Source organism: Flavobacterium sp. (assembly GCF_035195345.1).
Taxonomy (GTDB): domain Bacteria; phylum Bacteroidota; class Bacteroidia; order Flavobacteriales; family Flavobacteriaceae; genus Flavobacterium.
In genome coordinates this window covers 1,065,888-1,084,092 of record NZ_CP136574.1, presented here as the reverse complement: position 1 = coordinate 1,084,092, position 18,205 = coordinate 1,065,888, and the positions used below count along the sequence as shown (strand labels likewise).

At 32.2% G+C, this 18,205-nt stretch carries 17 protein-coding genes; 7 read left to right on the top strand and 10 right to left on the bottom strand.

The window, feature by feature from the left end; all coding sequences use genetic code 11:
- Positions 1-3: 3 nt before the first annotated feature.
- From RSE15_RS05350 to recF, 3 genes are all read right to left on the bottom strand, one after another.
- Positions 4-207, bottom strand: coding sequence for a membrane or secreted protein (locus RSE15_RS05350; RefSeq protein WP_324069933.1), 204 nt, complete (start codon positions 205-207; stop codon positions 4-6).
- A 418-nt stretch (positions 208-625) separates the two neighbouring features.
- Complete coding sequence (gene murB / locus RSE15_RS05345; protein WP_324069932.1) at positions 626-1,633, bottom strand: UDP-N-acetylmuramate dehydrogenase; 1,008 nt, start codon at positions 1,631-1,633, stop codon at positions 626-628.
- A 145-nt stretch (positions 1,634-1,778) separates the two neighbouring features.
- Positions 1,779-2,858, bottom strand: a complete 1,080-nt coding sequence (gene recF, locus RSE15_RS05340) for a DNA replication/repair protein RecF (RefSeq protein ID WP_324069931.1) — start codon at positions 2,856-2,858, stop codon at positions 1,779-1,781.
- A 135-nt stretch (positions 2,859-2,993) separates the two neighbouring features.
- Here recF and RSE15_RS05335 point away from each other — a divergent pair, with 135 nt between their 5' ends.
- The 7 genes from RSE15_RS05335 to RSE15_RS05305 all read left to right on the top strand — a co-directional run bounded on the left by RSE15_RS05335 (position 2,994) and on the right by RSE15_RS05305 (position 9,204).
- On the top strand, positions 2,994-3,779 hold the full coding sequence (locus tag RSE15_RS05335) for a tetratricopeptide repeat protein (RefSeq protein WP_324069930.1): 786 nt from the start codon (positions 2,994-2,996) through the stop codon (positions 3,777-3,779).
- Positions 3,780-3,781: 2 nt separating this feature from the next.
- Positions 3,782-4,267: a 6,7-dimethyl-8-ribityllumazine synthase gene (gene ribH, locus RSE15_RS05330; protein WP_026724848.1), complete on the top strand. Its 486-nt coding sequence runs from the start codon at positions 3,782-3,784 to the stop codon at positions 4,265-4,267.
- Positions 4,268-4,382: 115 nt separating this feature from the next.
- Positions 4,383-4,676: a hypothetical protein gene (locus RSE15_RS05325; RefSeq protein WP_324069929.1), complete on the top strand. Its 294-nt coding sequence runs from the start codon at positions 4,383-4,385 to the stop codon at positions 4,674-4,676.
- A complete protein-coding gene (gene mutL / locus RSE15_RS05320) occupies positions 4,676-6,532 on the top strand; it encodes a DNA mismatch repair endonuclease MutL (protein WP_324069928.1) in 1,857 nt (618 codons plus the stop codon). The genes RSE15_RS05325 and mutL overlap by 1 nt, the downstream gene beginning before the upstream one ends.
- Complete coding sequence (locus RSE15_RS05315) at positions 6,532-7,278, top strand: rhomboid family intramembrane serine protease (RefSeq protein ID WP_324070410.1); 747 nt, start codon at positions 6,532-6,534, stop codon at positions 7,276-7,278. Before mutL ends, RSE15_RS05315 begins: the two co-directional genes overlap by 1 nt.
- A gap of 38 nt (positions 7,279-7,316) precedes the next feature.
- Positions 7,317-8,174, top strand: a complete 858-nt coding sequence (locus tag RSE15_RS05310; protein WP_324069927.1) for a rhomboid family intramembrane serine protease — start codon at positions 7,317-7,319, stop codon at positions 8,172-8,174.
- Positions 8,175-8,178: 4 nt separating this feature from the next.
- A complete protein-coding gene (locus RSE15_RS05305; protein WP_324069926.1) occupies positions 8,179-9,204 on the top strand; it encodes an endonuclease/exonuclease/phosphatase family protein in 1,026 nt (341 codons plus the stop codon).
- 8 nt (positions 9,205-9,212) lie between these two features.
- On the opposite strand, the gene RSE15_RS05300 is transcribed toward RSE15_RS05305, so the two are convergent.
- The 7 genes from RSE15_RS05300 to RSE15_RS05270 form a co-directional block, all read right to left on the bottom strand.
- The gene (locus RSE15_RS05300) at positions 9,213-9,824 is read right to left on the bottom strand and encodes a WbqC family protein (protein ID WP_324069925.1); all 612 of its coding nucleotides are present in this window, start codon (positions 9,822-9,824) and stop codon (positions 9,213-9,215) included.
- Between the two features lie 96 nt (positions 9,825-9,920).
- The gene (gene lepB / locus RSE15_RS05295) at positions 9,921-11,477 is read right to left on the bottom strand and encodes a signal peptidase I (RefSeq protein ID WP_324069924.1); all 1,557 of its coding nucleotides are present in this window, start codon (positions 11,475-11,477) and stop codon (positions 9,921-9,923) included.
- Positions 11,478-11,556: 79 nt separating this feature from the next.
- The gene (dapB, locus tag RSE15_RS05290; RefSeq protein ID WP_324069923.1) at positions 11,557-12,267 is read right to left on the bottom strand and encodes a 4-hydroxy-tetrahydrodipicolinate reductase; all 711 of its coding nucleotides are present in this window, start codon (positions 12,265-12,267) and stop codon (positions 11,557-11,559) included.
- Positions 12,268-12,311: 44 nt separating this feature from the next.
- The gene (locus RSE15_RS05285) at positions 12,312-12,830 is read right to left on the bottom strand and encodes a DUF5683 domain-containing protein (RefSeq protein ID WP_324069922.1); all 519 of its coding nucleotides are present in this window, start codon (positions 12,828-12,830) and stop codon (positions 12,312-12,314) included.
- A gap of 41 nt (positions 12,831-12,871) precedes the next feature.
- Complete coding sequence (locus RSE15_RS05280) at positions 12,872-13,768, bottom strand: ParB/RepB/Spo0J family partition protein (RefSeq protein ID WP_324069921.1); 897 nt, start codon at positions 13,766-13,768, stop codon at positions 12,872-12,874.
- 8 nt (positions 13,769-13,776) lie between these two features.
- Complete coding sequence (locus RSE15_RS05275; protein ID WP_324069920.1) at positions 13,777-14,541, bottom strand: ParA family protein; 765 nt, start codon at positions 14,539-14,541, stop codon at positions 13,777-13,779.
- Positions 14,542-14,962: 421 nt separating this feature from the next.
- Positions 14,963-18,145 carry a T9SS type B sorting domain-containing protein gene (locus tag RSE15_RS05270; RefSeq protein ID WP_324069919.1) on the bottom strand — a complete coding sequence of 1,061 codons (3,183 nt, stop codon included), beginning with the start codon at positions 18,143-18,145 and terminating at the stop codon, positions 14,963-14,965.
- Positions 18,146-18,205 lie beyond the last annotated feature (60 nt).

Below are 18,205 nucleotides of genomic sequence, written 5' to 3'. Positions count from 1 at the left end.
AAATTATGCGTGCGATTCTTCGTTGCAGTCTTTCATTTGTTCTGGAGTTTTTCCGCAATAGCTGCAGTTTTCTCCATCTTTATTCAAAAACGGACTTTGGCTAGCGCAAGTTCCAGCGAATTTTCCGTCCTTTTTCGCCCAAATTTTTATCGCGATACCTGCAAATGCAAGTCCTAAAAGTCCAATGGTTACTATTACAAGTTTCATCTTTTTCTATTTTTAACTGCAAATTTACAAAAGAAAATTCAAATCAAGTTCAGAATTTAAACTCAAATTTCGCAAAGTTTTTTCGCAATCCCGAACCTTCAGGACGCAAATGATTTTTTAAAGCTTTCTTTTTATAATTCAGATTTTATTCTCATACAAGTGGAACGTCTCTGTGTATCTCAAATCAACACAATCAAAATCAAAAAAAACTCAGTGAATCTCTGTGAAATAATAAAGTAAGTTTTGCACGCAGATAGAACAGATTTGCTAATGCAAAACGCAGATTTAAGCGGATTTCTTATGTTGTCTATGAAAAGTGAAACGCCTAAAATCAACACAAAGCAAATCTAATGTGTCTATGTGTTTAAAAAAGAACACGAAGATTTTAAACCCCCAACTTCCTTCTCCCAACTCCCAACTAAATAATATTTACTTCTGCTTCTATAGCAATTCCAAATTTTTCTAAAATGGTTTGTTGAATGTTTCTCGAAAGGGCTACAATTTCGGCTCCAGTTGCGATTCCGTAATTGACTAAAACCAAGGCTTGATTTTTGTGCACACCCGCATCACCAAAACGTTTTCCTTTAAAGCCTGCTTGCTCAATTAACCAACCTGCAGGAACTTTTACTTCGGTTTCCGAAACTACATAATGTGGTATTTCAGGATGAAGTGCTTTTGCTTGTTCATAGGCTCCTTTTTGAATAATCGGATTTTTAAAGAAACTTCCGCTATTGCCTAATTCTTTTGGGTCAGGTAGTTTACTTTGACGAATGGCAATTACAGCGTTGCTAACATCTTTTAAGGTTGGGTTTTGTATGTTTTGATGCTGTAATTCGGTTTCAATAGCACCATAAGTGGTAGAAACTTTATGATTTTTCTTAGTCAATTTGAAACAAACCGAAGTAATTATGTATTGATTTTTCAATTCGTTTTTGAAAACACTTTCACGGTATTCAAACTTACATTGTGAGTTTGTAAACGTTTCGATTTCTAATGTTTTCAAATTCAAAGCCTCGCAAGAAAACATTGTATCTTTAATTTCCACTCCATAAGCACCAATGTTTTGAATTGGAGTTGTGCCTACATTCCCTGGAATTAATGATAAATTCTCAATTCCTCCAAAATTTTGGTCAATACACCAAAGTACAAATTCGTGCCAGTTCTCACCAGCTTGAGCTTTTACAATGGCAAAATCATCGTTTTCTTCAACAATTTCTCTTCCCTTTAAATTTACGTGAACGACTAATTTTTGAATGTCCTGCGTTAAAAGCATATTGCTTCCGCCGCCTAAAATAAAAACTTCGTCGTTTTCTCTTAACACTTCTTTTAATTCTGCAAGCGAATTTACCGAAATAAATTGTTTGGCTTTTGCTTCAATTCCGAAAGTGTTATAATTTTTTAAAGAGAAATTAGTTTGAATATTCATAGTGGAATAATTTTTTCAAATGTAATGTTTATGTGGTAATTTTCAAATTCAAGAATTGCTTTGTGCAAATTTAAACGCAAAGTTCGCAAAGAAAAATCCCTTAAAATCAGCGCTTCGTAGAATCCGTTTCATCTGCGTTCCGAAATTAAATCGGAAATATTTTATACGATTGATGGGTTTCTTTGATAATCATTTCCGTGCGTTCTGCATGAGTATCAGAGATAAAAATTTGTCCAAAAACGGCATCATTCACCATGGTGATGATTTTTTGCACACGTGTTTCGTCTAATTTATCGAAAATATCATCGAAAAGAAGAATCGGTAATTCGCCACTTTGTTTTTTCATGAATTCGAATTGCGCCAATTTCAAAGCAATCAAAAATGATTTCTGTTGGCCTTGCGAACCGAATTTCTTAATTGGGAAACCATCAATTTCAAAAATTAAATCGTCTTTATGAATTCCTGCGCTAGTATATTGAATAATACGGTCTTTTTGTAGCGATTCTTCTAGAAGCGAAAGTAACTCTTTTTCAAATAATTGACTTTCGTATTTTAAAGCGACTTTCTCATTTCCACCTGAAATATTGATGTGATGTTTTTGAAAAATCGGAATAAAATCATTAAGAAATTGATTTCTTTTTTTGAAAATTAATTGTCCTGTTTCGCTCAGTTGTTCGTTATAAATGGCTAAATTATCTGCATCAAATGTTTGATTTAAAGCAAAATATTTCAATAAAGCATTTCGTTGCGCAAGTGTTTTTTGATATTGAATTAACAATTGAAGGTATTGGTTATCTAGAGTAGCAATTACACTATCGATAAATTTTCTACGTGTTTCGCTTCCATCAATAATCAAATCAGCATCAGAAGGCGAAATAATAACCAATGGAATTAATCCTAGATGTTCGGAAAGCTTTTCATAAACTTTGCCGTTTCGCTTAATGGTTTTTTTTTGCCCCTTTTTTAAACTACAAACTATTTTTTCTTCTTTACTGTTTTTTTTAAGTAAAGCATCAATTACAAAAAATTCTTCGCCATGTCTAATGTTTTGAACAGCTAACGGATTAAAATAACTTTTGCCATAAGCTAAATGGTAAATTGCATCTAAAATATTGGTTTTTCCAACACCATTTTTTCCCACAAAACAATTTATCTTAGCGTCAAAATCAAATTCGATTTGGGCTAAATTTTTGTAATTAAGAAGCGATAATTGTTTTAAAAACACAATAAAAATACTTTGATTTGCGACTAAAAATAGGACTTTATGCAAAAGTAAATCGAATTTATTAAAAATATATACTAAAATGGTTTTTAATTTTAATAAAAATTATATTTTTGCACTTCATTAAATTTAAAATAAATGGCAACATATAACAAAAGAGGATACAAAGCTCCAAAACCAGAAGAAGCTAAAGTTGAAAACGAATTTGACGAAGTAGAAACTATTAATGTTAAAGACAGTACTACGGCTGAAGTTTTTGATACATTAGACAAAAGCGCTTCTAGAACTGAAGAGTGGGTAGCTAATAATCAAAAAGTACTTTTAGGTGTTGTAGGTGCAATTGCGATAGGAACTCTAGGATATTTATTATTCAATAGATTTGTTGTTGAGCCAAAAGAAGAAAAAGCAGCTAATGAAATTTTTCAAGCACAACAATATTTTCAACAAGCAGTTGACGCTACAGAAAAAAATGATTCATTATACAATTTAGCACTTAAAGGTGGTGAAGGTAAATTAGGATTTATTGGAGTTGCAGAACAATATGAAGGAACTGCAGCTGGAAATATTGCTAATTACCACGCAGGAATGGCTTACTTAAACTTAGGTGATTTTAAAAAGGCTATTACTTATTTAGAGAAATTTAAATCGGATGATGCTATTTTAAAACCATTAGCTTTAGGAGCTATTGGAGATGCTTTAGCAGAAACGAATAAAGTAGATGATGCTATTGCTTATTACAAAAAAGCAGCTGAGGCTTCAGAAAATGATTTCACTACGCCAAGATTTTTATTAAAAGCGGCTCAATTACATTTAGCAGCTGGTAAAAAAGCAGAAGCGCACCAATTATTTGTTGAGATTAAGGAGAAATATGAAAATTCTAAAGAAGGAATGAATGTTGATGCTTTTATTGCAATGACTGAATAAGAATGGCAACAGAAAATAAAAATTTATCCAATTACGATAAAAACACAATCCCAAATGCGAAAGATTTTCGGTTTGGGATTGTTGTTTCAGAATGGAACGAGCAAGTAACCGAAGGTTTATATAATGGAGCTTTTGCAGCATTAACGGATTGTGGTGCTTTACCAGAAAATATAATCCGTTGGAATGTACCAGGAAGTTTTGAATTGATTTTCGGAGCACGACAAATGCATGAAAAATTAGAGCTCGATGCTGTAATTGTAATTGGTTGTGTGATTAAAGGCGAAACCATGCATTTCGAGTTTGTTTGCGAAGGCGTTACACAAGGAATGAAAGACTTAAATCTTTTATATGATGTGCCAACCATTTTTTGCGTACTTACCGATAACAATATGCAACAATCGTTAGATAGAAGTGGAGGAAAACACGGAAATAAAGGTGTTGAAGCAGCAATTGCAGCTATTAAAATGGTAGATTTGAATAGAAAATAAAAGGATTTCCTTTAAAATCAATATACTAATCCCGATTTTAATCGGGATTTTTTGTTAACAAAAATTTGGAGATTAAACGCATAAAAATCCTTAAATTTGAAAAAAATAATGCGACATGATTAAGTTTGGAAAAGGTAGAATGCCAAAAAACAAAAGATTTAATTACACGCCTCGTCATTACGAAGGTAAAACAGTAGACAATCCATTTGATTTTGATTCTGCAATAAGACGCGATAGAGAAACAGCAAGTTATAATGATATGAGAGCATTATGGAGTGATGCTAGAGATGCCAGTAGAAATAGAAAAAATCGTTCTTTTAATATGCGTGTTATTATCATTGCCTTAATTTTGGTTTTGATATTTTTCTTTATCATTGATTTTGATTTTTCCATTTTTAGAAGAAAATAATGGCAGCCAGTATTATTAAACTTTTACCCGATCATGTTGCCAATCAAATTGCTGCTGGAGAAGTGGTTCAACGACCTGCTTCTGTAGTTAAAGAATTGTTGGAAAATGCCGTTGATGCAAAAGCTTCTGACATTAAATTAATTGTAAAAGAAGCGGGTAAAACATTGGTTCAGGTTATCGATAATGGTTTAGGTATGAATACTACCGATGCGCGTTTGTGTTTCGAGCGCCATGCTACTTCTAAAATTCGCCAAGCAGAAGATTTATTTGATTTGCATACTAAAGGTTTTCGTGGGGAAGCATTGGCTTCTATTGCTGCAATTGCTCATGTAGAAATGAAAACTAAACAAGACCAAGAAGAGTTGGGTAATCATATTGTAATAGAAGGTAGTAAATTAGTAACTCAAGATGTTGCTGTTTTGCCAAAAGGAACTTCATTTGCGGTTAAAAACTTATTTTTTAATATTCCTGCTAGAAGGAATTTTTTGAAATCGGAAACAGTGGAATTTCGTCACGTTATGGATGAATTCCAACGGGTAGCTATGGCACATCCGTCGATTTCATTTACGTTGATTCATAATGGAAGTGAATTGTATAATTTGCCAAGTTCGAATTATCGTCAACGCATTGTTAATATTTTTGGAGGAAAAACCAATGAAAAATTAGTGCCTGTTTCGGAGGAAACGGAACTAATTAATATTACTGGATTTGTAGGTAAACCTGAATTTGCAAAAAAGAGTAGAGGAGAGCAGTTTTTCTTTGTGAACGATAGGTATATCAAAAGTGCGTATTTGCATCATGCAATCATGAATGCATACGAGGGTTTGTTAAAGGAAGGCAATCAACCGAGTTATTTCTTGTATTTACAAGTGCCACCGCATACTATTGACATCAATATTCATCCCACCAAAACGGAAATCAAATTTGATGACGAACATTCATTATATGCTATTTTGCGTTCAGCGGTAAAACATAGTTTAGGACAATTTAATGTGGCGCCAGTTTTAGATTTTGAGCGCGATTCCAATTTAGATACGCCGTATCAATATAAAGATAAAGAGGCCGATTTCCCAACTATTCAAGTAGATTCTAGTTTTAATCCATTTGCGACTGATAAACCTGCAACTAAATCGCTTTCTTCTTTTGGAAGCTATAAAAGAGAAACAGCATCAGCAAGTTGGGAAAGTTTATATGTAGGATTAAAGCAGGAAACACAAGAATTAGATCAATTCTCGTTTGAAAGTGAAGAAGTAACTGGAAAACTATTTGATGATGAAGTGGAAGAAACAAAAACGTCTTCAACTTACCAAATTCATAAAAAATATATTGTAAGTGCTATAAAATCAGGTATGTTAGTAATTGATCAAGGTAGAGCGCACCAACGTGTGTTGTATGAACAATTTTTAACGAATATTACCGTTCAAAAAGCATCGAGTCAGCAATTGTTGTTTCCTTTGGAGTTGTATTTTTCTTCAGATGAAATGATATTGCTAAAAGAATTACAGTCAACATTAGAAAATACGGGTTTTGTTTTTGATGCGTTTAATACGGATTCTGTTCAGATTTCTGGATTGCCTATTTTGATGGCAGAAAGTGAAGTTTCTATTGTGTTGGAAGAATTAATTAATAATTTACACAATGAAATTCCGGAAAGTAGTTTTTCACAAAGTGATAGCGTTGCCAAATCTATGGCAAAAAGCATGGCAGTAAAAACAGGGACCTTCTTATCAATAAAAGAACAAGAAAATTTAGTAAATTCGTTATTTGCTTGTAAAGACCCTAATTTTTCACCTTTTCAAAAACCCACATTTATTACCTTAACGGTAGAAGATTTAGATAAAAGATTTGCTCTATGATGAATAATATGACCGATACCGTAAAACAGCTTTTAATTATAAATGTTTTATTTTTTATAGGAAGTTATTTTGTGCCACAAGCTAATGAATTATTGTCGTTACATTATTTTGAAAACGATGGTTTTAAGTTTTGGCAACCTATTACGCACATGTTTATGCATGGAAGTTTGATGCATATTTTCTTTAATATGTTTGCGTTAATTTCTTTTGGAAGTGCTTTGGAGCATTTTTGGGGAGCAAAGAAGTTTTTGTTTTTCTATTTTTCTTGTGGAATTGGAGCGGCTTTGGTTCATTCGGGAGTAAATTATTATTATTTCCATGATGCACAAAATATGCTTTTACAGAATGGTGTTTCAATGGCTGATATTCAAACTCTTATAAAAGGGGAGAGTATAAATATTAATGCTCCAGATACTGTTTTGCTTCAGCAATATGTAAATCAAATGGGTGATGCATTTAATACTCAGGCGGTAGGAGCTTCAGGAGCAATTTACGGTTTATTAGTAGCCTTCGCTTTTATGTTTCCAAATGCAGAATTAGGCTTTATGTTTATTCCAGTTCCTGTTAAAGCAAAATATTTTGTTCCTGTAATTGTATTGTTAGATTTGTTTTCAGGTGTAACAGGTTATAGTATTTTTGGCGGAAATATTGCCCATTTTGCCCATGTAGGTGGGGCTTTAATTGGTTTTATTATGATGTGGTATTGGAAGAAAAATCAGTTTAGTAATAACCGTTGGGATAGATAGTTTTTAAAGCAAAGAATCAAGAGTAAAGAAAATAGAGAATGAACATTTTAGACGATTTAAAGCTACAATACAAAACAGGAGGCATGGTTCAAAAGTTAATCTTTTGGAACATTGGTTTCTTCTTGTTTTCGTTAGTGTTTTTTTATAGTTTTTCTGTTGAGCAATTTCAAATTCCAACATGGATTGCTTTGTCATCTGATTTAGGGGTTTTTGTTCGTACGCCATGGACATTAATCACGTTTAATTTTTTTCATAGCGGATTTTTGCATTTGTTTTTTAATTTGATGGTGCTTCATTTCTCAGGAAGATTATTTAATACATATTTCACAGATAAACAGTTACTTGGGGTTTATGTGTTAGGTGGAGTTTTTTCTGGAATTACATTTGTTCTATCTTATCTTTTTATTGGAAAAGCTGGTTTGTTGGTTGGGGCAAGTGGAGCTATTATGGCTATTTTAATTGCAACCGCTACTTATGCGCCTTTTATGTTGTTGCGTATTCCATTAATTGGTATTGTGAAATTGTGGCATGTGGCTTTTGTTATTTTATTGGTCGATTTAATTCAAATGCCTTTAGATAATACAGGAGGTCATTTAGCTCATTTAGGCGGTGCTTTGTTTGGATTTATTTATATAAAATTATTGCAAACAGGAAAAGATATTACCAAACCATTTTCAGCTTTATTAGATACTTTCGCAAATTTATTTAAGCCTAAAAAGAAAACCCCTTTTAAGAAAGTACATCGCAATGCAACAAAAAATGTTGTAAATTCGTCAGTATCCAATAAGGATTTTGCTCAAAAACAAATTGATGATATTTTAGATAAAATCAGTAAATCAGGTTATGATAGTTTAACTAAAGAAGAAAAAGAATTCCTTTTTAAAGCAGGAAAATAAGCCTATGCAGAAACAATCATGGTTGAGTAAAATAATGTTTTTTTTTAATATAGTTCTTGCTGTATTAACTTTTCTTGCGTATTTATTACCGTTTTTAGCGCCAAAAGCTTTTCCTTTTTTAAGCGTCTTGACACTTATAATGCCGCTGTTTTTAATTTTAAACTTTTTCTTTTTTGTGTATTGGGTTTTGCAATTAAAACGCCAAATGTTGCTGTCAGGAATTTTATTGTTGATAGGGATAACTTTTATTAACCGTTTTTATAAATTTTCAGAAACGAATTTACCTAAAGAAACATCAGATTTTAAAGTAATGTCGTACAATGTACGATTGTTTAATATTTATGAATGGTTGCCAAAGAATGATGTGCCTGAGCAAATTTCAAAATTGATAAGAACGGAGTCTCCGGATATATTATGCTTACAAGATTTTACCGATAATGAAAGCGCTGATTTTAATCAATTTCCCTATTCGTATGTTAATTTGAATGGTGAAAAGTTGAAATACGGGCAAGCCATTTATTCCAATTATAAAATCATAAACAAGGGTGAAATTGAATTTCCAGGTTCTTTTAACAATGCAATATTTGCGGATGTATTAAAAGGGAAAGATACAATTAGAGTGTATAGTATTCATTTGCAGTCGGTTAAAATTAGTGCGGATATTAATGAGAAAATCGATGAGGCTAAATCGAAGTTTATTTTGAAAAGATTAAGTTTGGCTTTTGGAAAACAGCAACAACAATCGGAAATTATTAGAGAACATTTTGAAAATTGCCCTTATCCAAAAATCATTTGTAGCGATTTAAACAATAGTGCATTTTCTTATGTTTATAGAACAATCAAAGGTGAAATGAAAGATGCATTTGAAGAAGGGGGAACAGGTTTTGGAAAATCGTATAATTTCAAGTATTATCCAGCCAGAATTGATTTTATCTTAGTTGACAATGTTATTGAAGTAAAACAATTTACAGCAATAGATACCTTTTTTCAAAGTGATCATTTCCCTCAGATTGCTCGCTTAAATTTTTAATCAAAATTTTATATATTTTGATTTTTTAAATAATCTACCGCGTATCTTCCTTCGTTAAAAAGTAAATCTAGAATACTTAAGTTGTTTATAAACCCATGTTTTTCATTAAAAACTTGAGTATATTCCTCTATTTTGGTAGTGTCTTTTTTACCATTAATTAAATGTCTAAAATCATTGAAGTTTGGAACTTCATGAAAAAATTCAATTGTTTTTTCAGCTTTAATATTGATTCCTAAAGAATCATTCACTAATTCAAAAATTTCCAAGTTTAAATCCATTAGGAATTCGTGTTTTTTTTCAAATAATGGCCGAAAATCATCCTCAAAATATTCGAAAAAAGGGGATGTTCTATAGGCAGCTTCTAAAGATTTAAAGTGATTCTTTTGCCAACCAAAATCATTTTCGATTCGAACATCTTTGAATTTTTGATGTTTTTCTGCACTATGCTTTACCGGTACATTTAATAATTGAATGCCGTTTGGACTATAAATGTACATCCTATTCCTATTGGTCTGTTTTTGGAAATTGTCTTCCATTTCAAAAGTTACCGTGTCAGCTTGAGTCAATGCGATATAGTGACTAATTGATGGAAAATAACTCGGATGTATAAGGATGTTCATAAAAATAACAGGAATAGTTTAGTAACGCAAATTCACTAATTACCACAAATTAATTCGTGAATAATAGTGAATTTGAGTTGAGTTTTTTAAACAGAATTATTCTTTGTTTTCTTTCTTTTTCTTTTTGTTTCTGAAATAATCAAAAGCGAAATAAGCCGCTAATGCAAACAAGAAATATTTAAAGTAGGATTGAGGTTGGCCTTCACCGCTAACAGTAGTAAATAATCTATCCCAACGGATGCTCCAGTTTTTAATACCATCATTGATACCATCGATACTCATCCAAATAAATATTGGTTTTCCAACAATATGATCAGCTGGAACAAATCCCCAATAGCGAGAATCTAATGAATTATGACGGTTGTCTCCCATCATCCAATAGTAATTTTGTTTAAAAGTATAAGAAGTTGCAATTTGTCCATTGATACGAATTTCATCACCGTTTACTTTTAAATCGTTTCCTTCGTATTCGCCAATTACTTTTTTATATAATGGTAATGTTTCTTTGTTTAATTCTACTGATTTACCAGCTTCAGGTATATAGATTGGGCCTAAATTGTCTACGTTCCAATTTTTTGTTCCAGGGAAAATAGTTTTATCAGTTTCTTTATGAATGATACGTTCTACTTTAGTAAGTCCAGGAATATTTTTCAATCTTTCTGCATAAGCTTGTGGCAATGCACTAAAAATTAAAGTGTCTTTTGCAATTTGACCAAAAGCATCAGTTATGCTAAATTCTTTCTTAATATAATCTAAATCAACTGGTGTTTTGCCATCCCAAGCTACTTTGTATGAGTATTGCGGTTTTGCTCTTTCAGGAAGAATTGATTCTTTTCCGTTTATAAAAATAATACCATCTTTAATTTCAATTTTATCTCCAGGAATAGCAGTACATCGTTTTACGTAGTTAGTTTTCTTGTCGATAGGTTTATCATATCTCTTGTCAGCTGCTTTGTACATGTGAAACAATGTATCAGCAGGCCAGTTGAAAACTACAATATCATTACGCTCAATTTTTTGCAATGCAGGAAAACGGAAATAAGGTAATGAAGGTTTAGTAGTATATGATTTTACTTTTACTAAAGGTAAAGTATCATGAACCATAGGCGCAGCAATAGGCGTCATAGGTGTTCTTGCTCCATAATGAAATTTACTCACAAATAGAAAATCGCCAACTAACAAAGATTTTTCTAACGATGAAGTTGGAATCGTGTAAGGTTGAATAAAATACGTGTGAACTAAAGTAGCTACAACAATTGCAAAAGAAAGCGAACCCAAGGTGTCCATTGTTTTATTTGGAGCTTTTAAATCGCGATTAGCATGATAAGTAGTTTCTTGTGTGTAATTTACATAAGCGATGTAAAATCCTAATGTAACTACACCTAAAACCATATCAACGGTTGATTTTTTACCAAATGTTCTTAACGTTTCAATCCATATAATTGGAAATAAAAACAAATTGATAACGGGTATAAAAAGGAGTAAAATCCACCATTTTGGACGATTTATGAGTTGCATTAATACAATTCCGTTATACACTGGAATAAATGCTTCCCAAGATTTTCTTCCTGCTTTTACATATAATTTCCAAGTTCCAATTCCATGAATTACTTGAATTAATAAGATAAAAATTAACCAACCTGATATTTCCATAATTTTATTTGCTGTAAGCTTTAAGCAAAATGCTTTTAGCTTTGTTATAATTTATAATTTATTATTTATTGTCTAAAGCCTATAGCTTAGAACCATTAAAAAGTACATCTTTCATAGTAAAAACACCTTTTTTATCAACTAACCATTCTGCTGCGACAACAGCTCCTAATGCAAAACCTTCTCTGCTGTGTGCTGTGTGTTTGATTTCGATTTGGTCAACTTCACTATCGTAAAAAATACTATGCGTTCCTGGAACATTTTCAATGCGTTTTGCTTCTATATGTATTTCGTTACTATTTGGAGTTTCTAATGTCCAATTAGAATAATCAGTATTTTTGATAACTCCTTCTGCTAATGTTATGGCTGTTCCGCTTGGTGCATCTAACTTTTGTATGTGATGAATTTCTTCCATTGAAACGTTGTATTGTTTCAAGTTGGCCATCATTTTGGCTAAATATTCGTTTAATTCAAAAAACACATTTACACCTAAACTAAAATTAGAACCATAGATAAAACTTCCGTTTTTATCTTCACACAAAGCCACCATTTTTGGATAATCGGATAACCAACCTGTTGTTCCAGAAATTACTGGGATTCCATTATTTAAACATTCTGAAATATTGATAACAGCGCTATCGGGTACACTAAAGTCGATGGCAACATCAGCATTTAATAATCCTTCAAAAGTGTTGTCTTGATCTTTTTTTAATACGATTTCATGCCCTCTCTCTAAAGCTATTCTTTCAATAACTTTACCCATTTTTCCGTAACCTAAAAGTGCAATTTTCATACTCATTAGTAGTTATAAAGAATGATTTGTTACCTAAATATTTGTTAAAAATTAAACGTAAGTGTCATTCCGTAATTGAATTTGTAATCGATTTGATTTTGATTCATATCTGGTTTAATAGATAAATTATCATTGACATTAAATTGCATTAAATGCCCATCAATATTAGCATCAACAATATTTAAAATATAAATAACAGCTGTAATTAAAGCAGATAAATCTCTATTTCTTTGGTGAAATTTTTGCGCACGAACTAAACGGTCATTGTCTAAATCTCCATAAATAGGGTGGTTTGGATCATAGGTACCGTCTAATCTTCTTTTATATTCATCTCTAAATTCATGGTATTTTTTTTGATTCCATGTATAGTAATATATTCCAGCACCTAATCCAGCATATACTAATGGAATTTTCCAATACTTTTTATTGTAAGCTTGTCCTAATCCAGGAACTAAAGCTGAATAAAATGCTGCTTTTGCAGGTGTGTTTGGATTAATAATGGCTTTTGTTGTATCGGCTGATTTTAAAGATATTTCTTCTTGTGCTTTTACTTGAAAACTCAAAAAAAGACAAATTGAAAGCGCTATGTATTGCAATACTTTCACTACGCGTTTATAAGTTTTAAGATACGATTAAAGTCTTCTTCAGAATGAAATGGAATTGTTATTTTCCCTTTTCCACCAGCTACTTTTACATCAACTTTAGTTCCGAAATAATTTGCAAATGCTTTTTTCTCTTCTTCTTTGATGTCAAATGAGTTGCTTTTTGCAGGTTTAGTTGTTTTTGGTTTTAAGCTATCTTGGTAATTTTTAACCAAAGCCTCTGTTTCTCTTACAGAAAGATTTTGTGTTACCACTTTGTGATAAATATCGCTTTGAACATCTTGATTTTCAATGTTAATCAACGCTCTTCCATGTCCCATTGAAATAAAACCATCGCGCATTCCTGTTTGAATGATAGGGTCTAATTTCAATAAACGTAAATAATTGGTAATGGTAGAACGCTTTTTGCCTACGCGCTCACTCAATTCTTCTTGTGTTAAATTGATTTCTTCGATTAAACGTTGGTACGAAATAGCTACCTCAATTGGGTCTAAATCATGACGTTGGATGTTTTCCACCAATGCCATAACCAATGATTCATTATCATTTGCCAATCGAATATAAGCCGGAATTGTTTTCAATCCGATTAATTTTGAAGCACGCAAACGACGCTCTCCAGAAATTAATTGGTACTTGTTGAAATCTAATTTTCTAACGGTTATCGGTTGAATTACACCTAATTCTTTAATCGATTTGGCTAATTCTTGTATGGTTTCTTCGTTGAAATTCGTTCTCGGTTGAAACGGATTAATTTCAATCGATTCAAGATCTAATTCAATAATATTTCCTACTACTTTATCAGCATTTTTATCCTCAACTGATTTAATATCATTTTCAGGATCTTTTAATAAAGCCGATAAACCTCTTCCTAAGGCTTGTTTCTTTACCGCTTTTGTCATCTTCTCTATTATTGATTTTTCTTAATAATTTCTTCAGCCAAGTTTAAATAATTTGTTGCGCCTTTACTAGTAGCGTCATAATTAATAATGCTTTCGCCAAAACTTGGAGCTTCACTCAACTTGATATTTCTTTGAATAATTGTTTCAAATACCATATCATTGAAGTGTTTTTGTACTTCTTCAACCACTTGGTTGGATAAGCGCAAACGGGAATCGTACATGGTTAATAACAATCCTTCAATATCTAAACTCGGATTGTGGATTTTTTGAACACTTTTAATGGTGTTTAATAATTTTCCTAACCCTTCTAATGCAAAATATTCGCATTGAATCGGAATTACTACACTATCCGCCGCTGTTAAAGCGTTCAATGTTAATAATCCTAAAGAAGGTGCACAGTCAATTAATATGTAATCGTATTTATCTTTTACACTTTCCAATGCTGTTTTTAGCATGTACTCGCGATTTTCTTTGTCTACTAATTCAATTTCGATAGCCACCAAGTCAATATGAGCTGGAATCACCGAAACATTTGGTGCCGAACACGAAACGGTTGCTTCTTCTGGTGTTGCGCTGTGTTCAAGAACTTGATAGGAACCAATTTCTACACTTTCTACATCAATTCCTAAACCCGAACTAGCATTAGCTTGTGGGTCGGCATCTATTAAAAGCACTTTTTTTTCTAAAACACCAAGAGATGCTGCTAAATTAACAGAAGTAGTTGTTTTTCCTACACCACCTTTTTGATTGGCAATTGCAATGATTTTACCCATTTGATTATTAAAAATTTTAAGTGGTAAAAATACAATTATTTATGGTTTTTTCAAGGCAATTTTGTTAACAATGGGTTAAAGTCTTGTCTAATTGATTTAGAATAAGAAAAATAACCTTATAAAAATAATTTTAAGCTCAATACTTGATATATTTTTAGTCTTTTATTTGCGCCGATTACTTTGAATAAATTAAAAATTGTAGTAAATAAAAAAACACGAATTATATTCGTATTTGTAGTGACTTTTAATCACGTTTTGGTAAATTTTTCTTATTGCGTTTATCTTCTTTCTTCTCTTTTGCCGTTTTTAAAGGTTCCTTTTTTGCTGTTTTCTTCGCATCTTGACTTTTTGCCATAATTTCTATGTTTTAGTAAATGTAGTGATAATAAATTTAACAACATGCACTCATAAAATTGAAGCATTATCGAATTAAACTAAAATGTGATTTAAAGGTTTTGGTAATATTGTTTTCAGTATAGGTTATTGTAAACCAATAATCAGAAGCAGGTAAAGTTTCATTATTATAAATCCCATCCCAAAAAGGATAAATTGTGTTTAATCTATCAAGTAATTTACCGTATCGGTCAAAAATAGAAATACTCCAATTATCTAAATTATTTATTCCCTTTATTTGCCATACATCATTGTGGCCGTCATTATTTGGTGTAAAATAGTTTGGATAATCAATTACCGTAATTTCCTCACTTATTGGTGCCGAACAGCCATTTTTGTCATATACTGTTATGATATGATTTCCAGGACTTACATTTTCAAAGACTGAATTCGCTTGTGGAGTTTCATTGTCTAATTGGTATAAGTAATCTCCATTTGAAAAAGCAGTAATTGTAATAGTTTGCTGTTCTGAAAACGCTTCATGTATAGTGTAGTCTATTGCAGTTAAGGTTGGCTGAAAAACAGTTACTGCAATGGTTTGTGGTACCGCACAAGAATTTGATGTTGGAGTAAAAGTATAGCTTCCAGAAACTAAATTATCAATTACAGAAGGTGTCCATATGCCAGAAATTCCGTTAGGTGATGTAGCAGTAAGTGTAGGTGGCAATTCACCCGCACATAAATTCAAATTGTCTGTAAAATCTGGGTAAAAATTATCTCTAACGGTAATAGTTAGCGAATAAGGGCTAATAATAGTACATGAAATTGGTTGTGCTGTAAAGGTGTAAGTGGTTGTTCCTAATGTTGCTGTGTTAATTGTTGAAGGATTCCAAGTCCCCGTCAATGGTGTACTATTGGTTGAAAAAGTAGGAAGCGGAGGTGCTATTTCATTTAAACAATACAAGTTTTGAATTCCTGAAAAAGTTGGTGTAATACTACTTTGTGGATTTACAGTTACAGTTATTAATTGAGGTGTCCCTATACAACCGTTAAGTATTGTGTTTATAGTATACACAACCGTTCCGCTTGTATTTCCTGAATTCAATAAAGTTTGAGAAATAGAATTGCCTGAACCATTTGAAATACCTATTACATTAGTTGTGCTAGCCGTCCATACAATTGTTGCATTTGGGTCTGAAGCAATTAAATTTAAAGAAGTTGTTTTGTTTGAACATATTGTTGTAGCTCCAGTAAAAGTGATGGTAGCAGTATTTATTCCTATGGTTACATTAATTGTTTGTGAACTCGCACATTGATTTGGGTTGGGCGTAAAAAGATAACTTCCCGAGTTCATGTTGTCAATTGTTGTGGGTGTCCATGTTCCGCTAATTCCGTTTGGTGAGGTTGAATTTAATGTTGGCGGCGTTGTTCCAGAACAAACAAAAATAGCGCTATCAAAATCGGGTGTAATGTTGTTTGCAATTGTAATATCTATAGTAAAAGGCGCATATATTACACAAGGATTAGCTTGAGGCGTAAATGTATAAGTAGTAGTTCCTACAATAGAAGTGTTAATAGTTGAAGGACTCCATATTCCGGTTATAGGTGTGCTATTTGATGATGAAGTAGGCAGTAAAGAAGGGATTGCATTTAAACAATATGAAGTAGTAATAGTAGGAAAAGTGATAGTACTATTGGTTTGTGGATTTACCGTTACCGTTATTGTTTGTGGTGTACCAGCACAACCATTAATCACTGGAGTTACGTTATAAATTACTGTTCCGGTAGCATTTCCAGTATAAGTTAATGTTTGAGAAATTGTAGTGCCAGAACCATTAGAAAATCCAGTTACATCTGTAGAACTTGCTGTCCAATTAAGGGTAGCCGACGTATCGGATGCGTTTAAATTCAATAGGATAGTTTCTGATGAACAGATGTTAGTTACACCAGAAAATGATGTTGATACTACAGGTAAAAGAGTCACAGCAGTTCTTGTATTACTTTTGCAATTTGTAGTTTGATTGAATGATTCCGCATAATAAGTTCCCGGAATTGTTGGTGAAAATGATAAAGAATTTGAAAGTAATAAATTGCCATTTGTAGCACTATCATACCAATTAACGCTTTCGTTTGCAGAAACACTTACGCTCAAACTAGTTGCTTGATTGGAGCAAATTGTTTGATTTCCATTTGAAACAGGCGAATTAGGTGATGGATTAAAATTAACAGTATAAATATCAGAAAATGAGGAACAAAAAGGATTGTTTAAATTTGAAATATCCTGTGCAACTTTAACTCTGTAATAGGTTGTGGCGCTTAAATTAGGAATAGAGTAATTGGATGAATTCGCGCCAACAATATCTGTGTAATTTACATTGTTATTACTTTGTTGCCATTGATATACATGTGCAATACTTCCTGTGGTAGTAACCACTAAATTGGGATTAGTAATAGCGGCATTTTCGCATATGTTCATGCTGTTTCCACTTGTAGTTGAATTTATGATAGCGCTATATTCTCCACACGTTCTAAACATAATATCATCAATAGCTAAGTCGTTTCCACAACCACCACTACCATTATTACGCATTTTAAGTATTACAGAAGTTTGTGTTGCAGGCATGGTAAAAACTAATCCAAATTGGTTCCAGTTTGGAAATGATGTTCCAGATATATTTCCAGTATTTCCTGATTGTAGTAGAACCGTATCTGTTGCATCCCAAATTTCAAAAGTTACATTAATTGGAATACCGCTTCCAGAACAGCCATTTGATGCAGCATTGTAGATATTTAATAGCCATGCAGAAAATTCAAATCGAGTATTGCTACAAAGTCCAGTAACTGTTCTTCTATAAAATTGCCCAGGTGTGTTGCTTGCGTTTACAATTAAGCATTTTCCATTGAAGCCATTAGGAGCATTGTCTGGTGTATGATCTAAAGAATAAAGCCAATTTGATGAATTTGGAATTAAATTTGTTCTATAATATAAAGTATATTGACCATCTTGAGGGAAACCACTGTTTACATAGGCATAGTTTGTAATACCAGCTGGTAATGCGGGGCCATATGTTGTGCCACTTCCGAAGTCTTCAAAAAATATAGGAGCTCCGCTACTTCCTGTGCAAAAACTTAACTGACCTAAAAATAAACTAGGTTTAAGTAAGAATAAAAATAAAAGCAGAAAGATGGACTTGTTTTTATACGAAATCATTGTTTTATAGTTCAATCTTATAAAAGTAATGTTTTCAATCGGTAATAAATTAAAACTCATTTTACAAAAACTATACAAAAACAAAAAGCACCAACGCATTTGTATTGTATTGGTTTATAT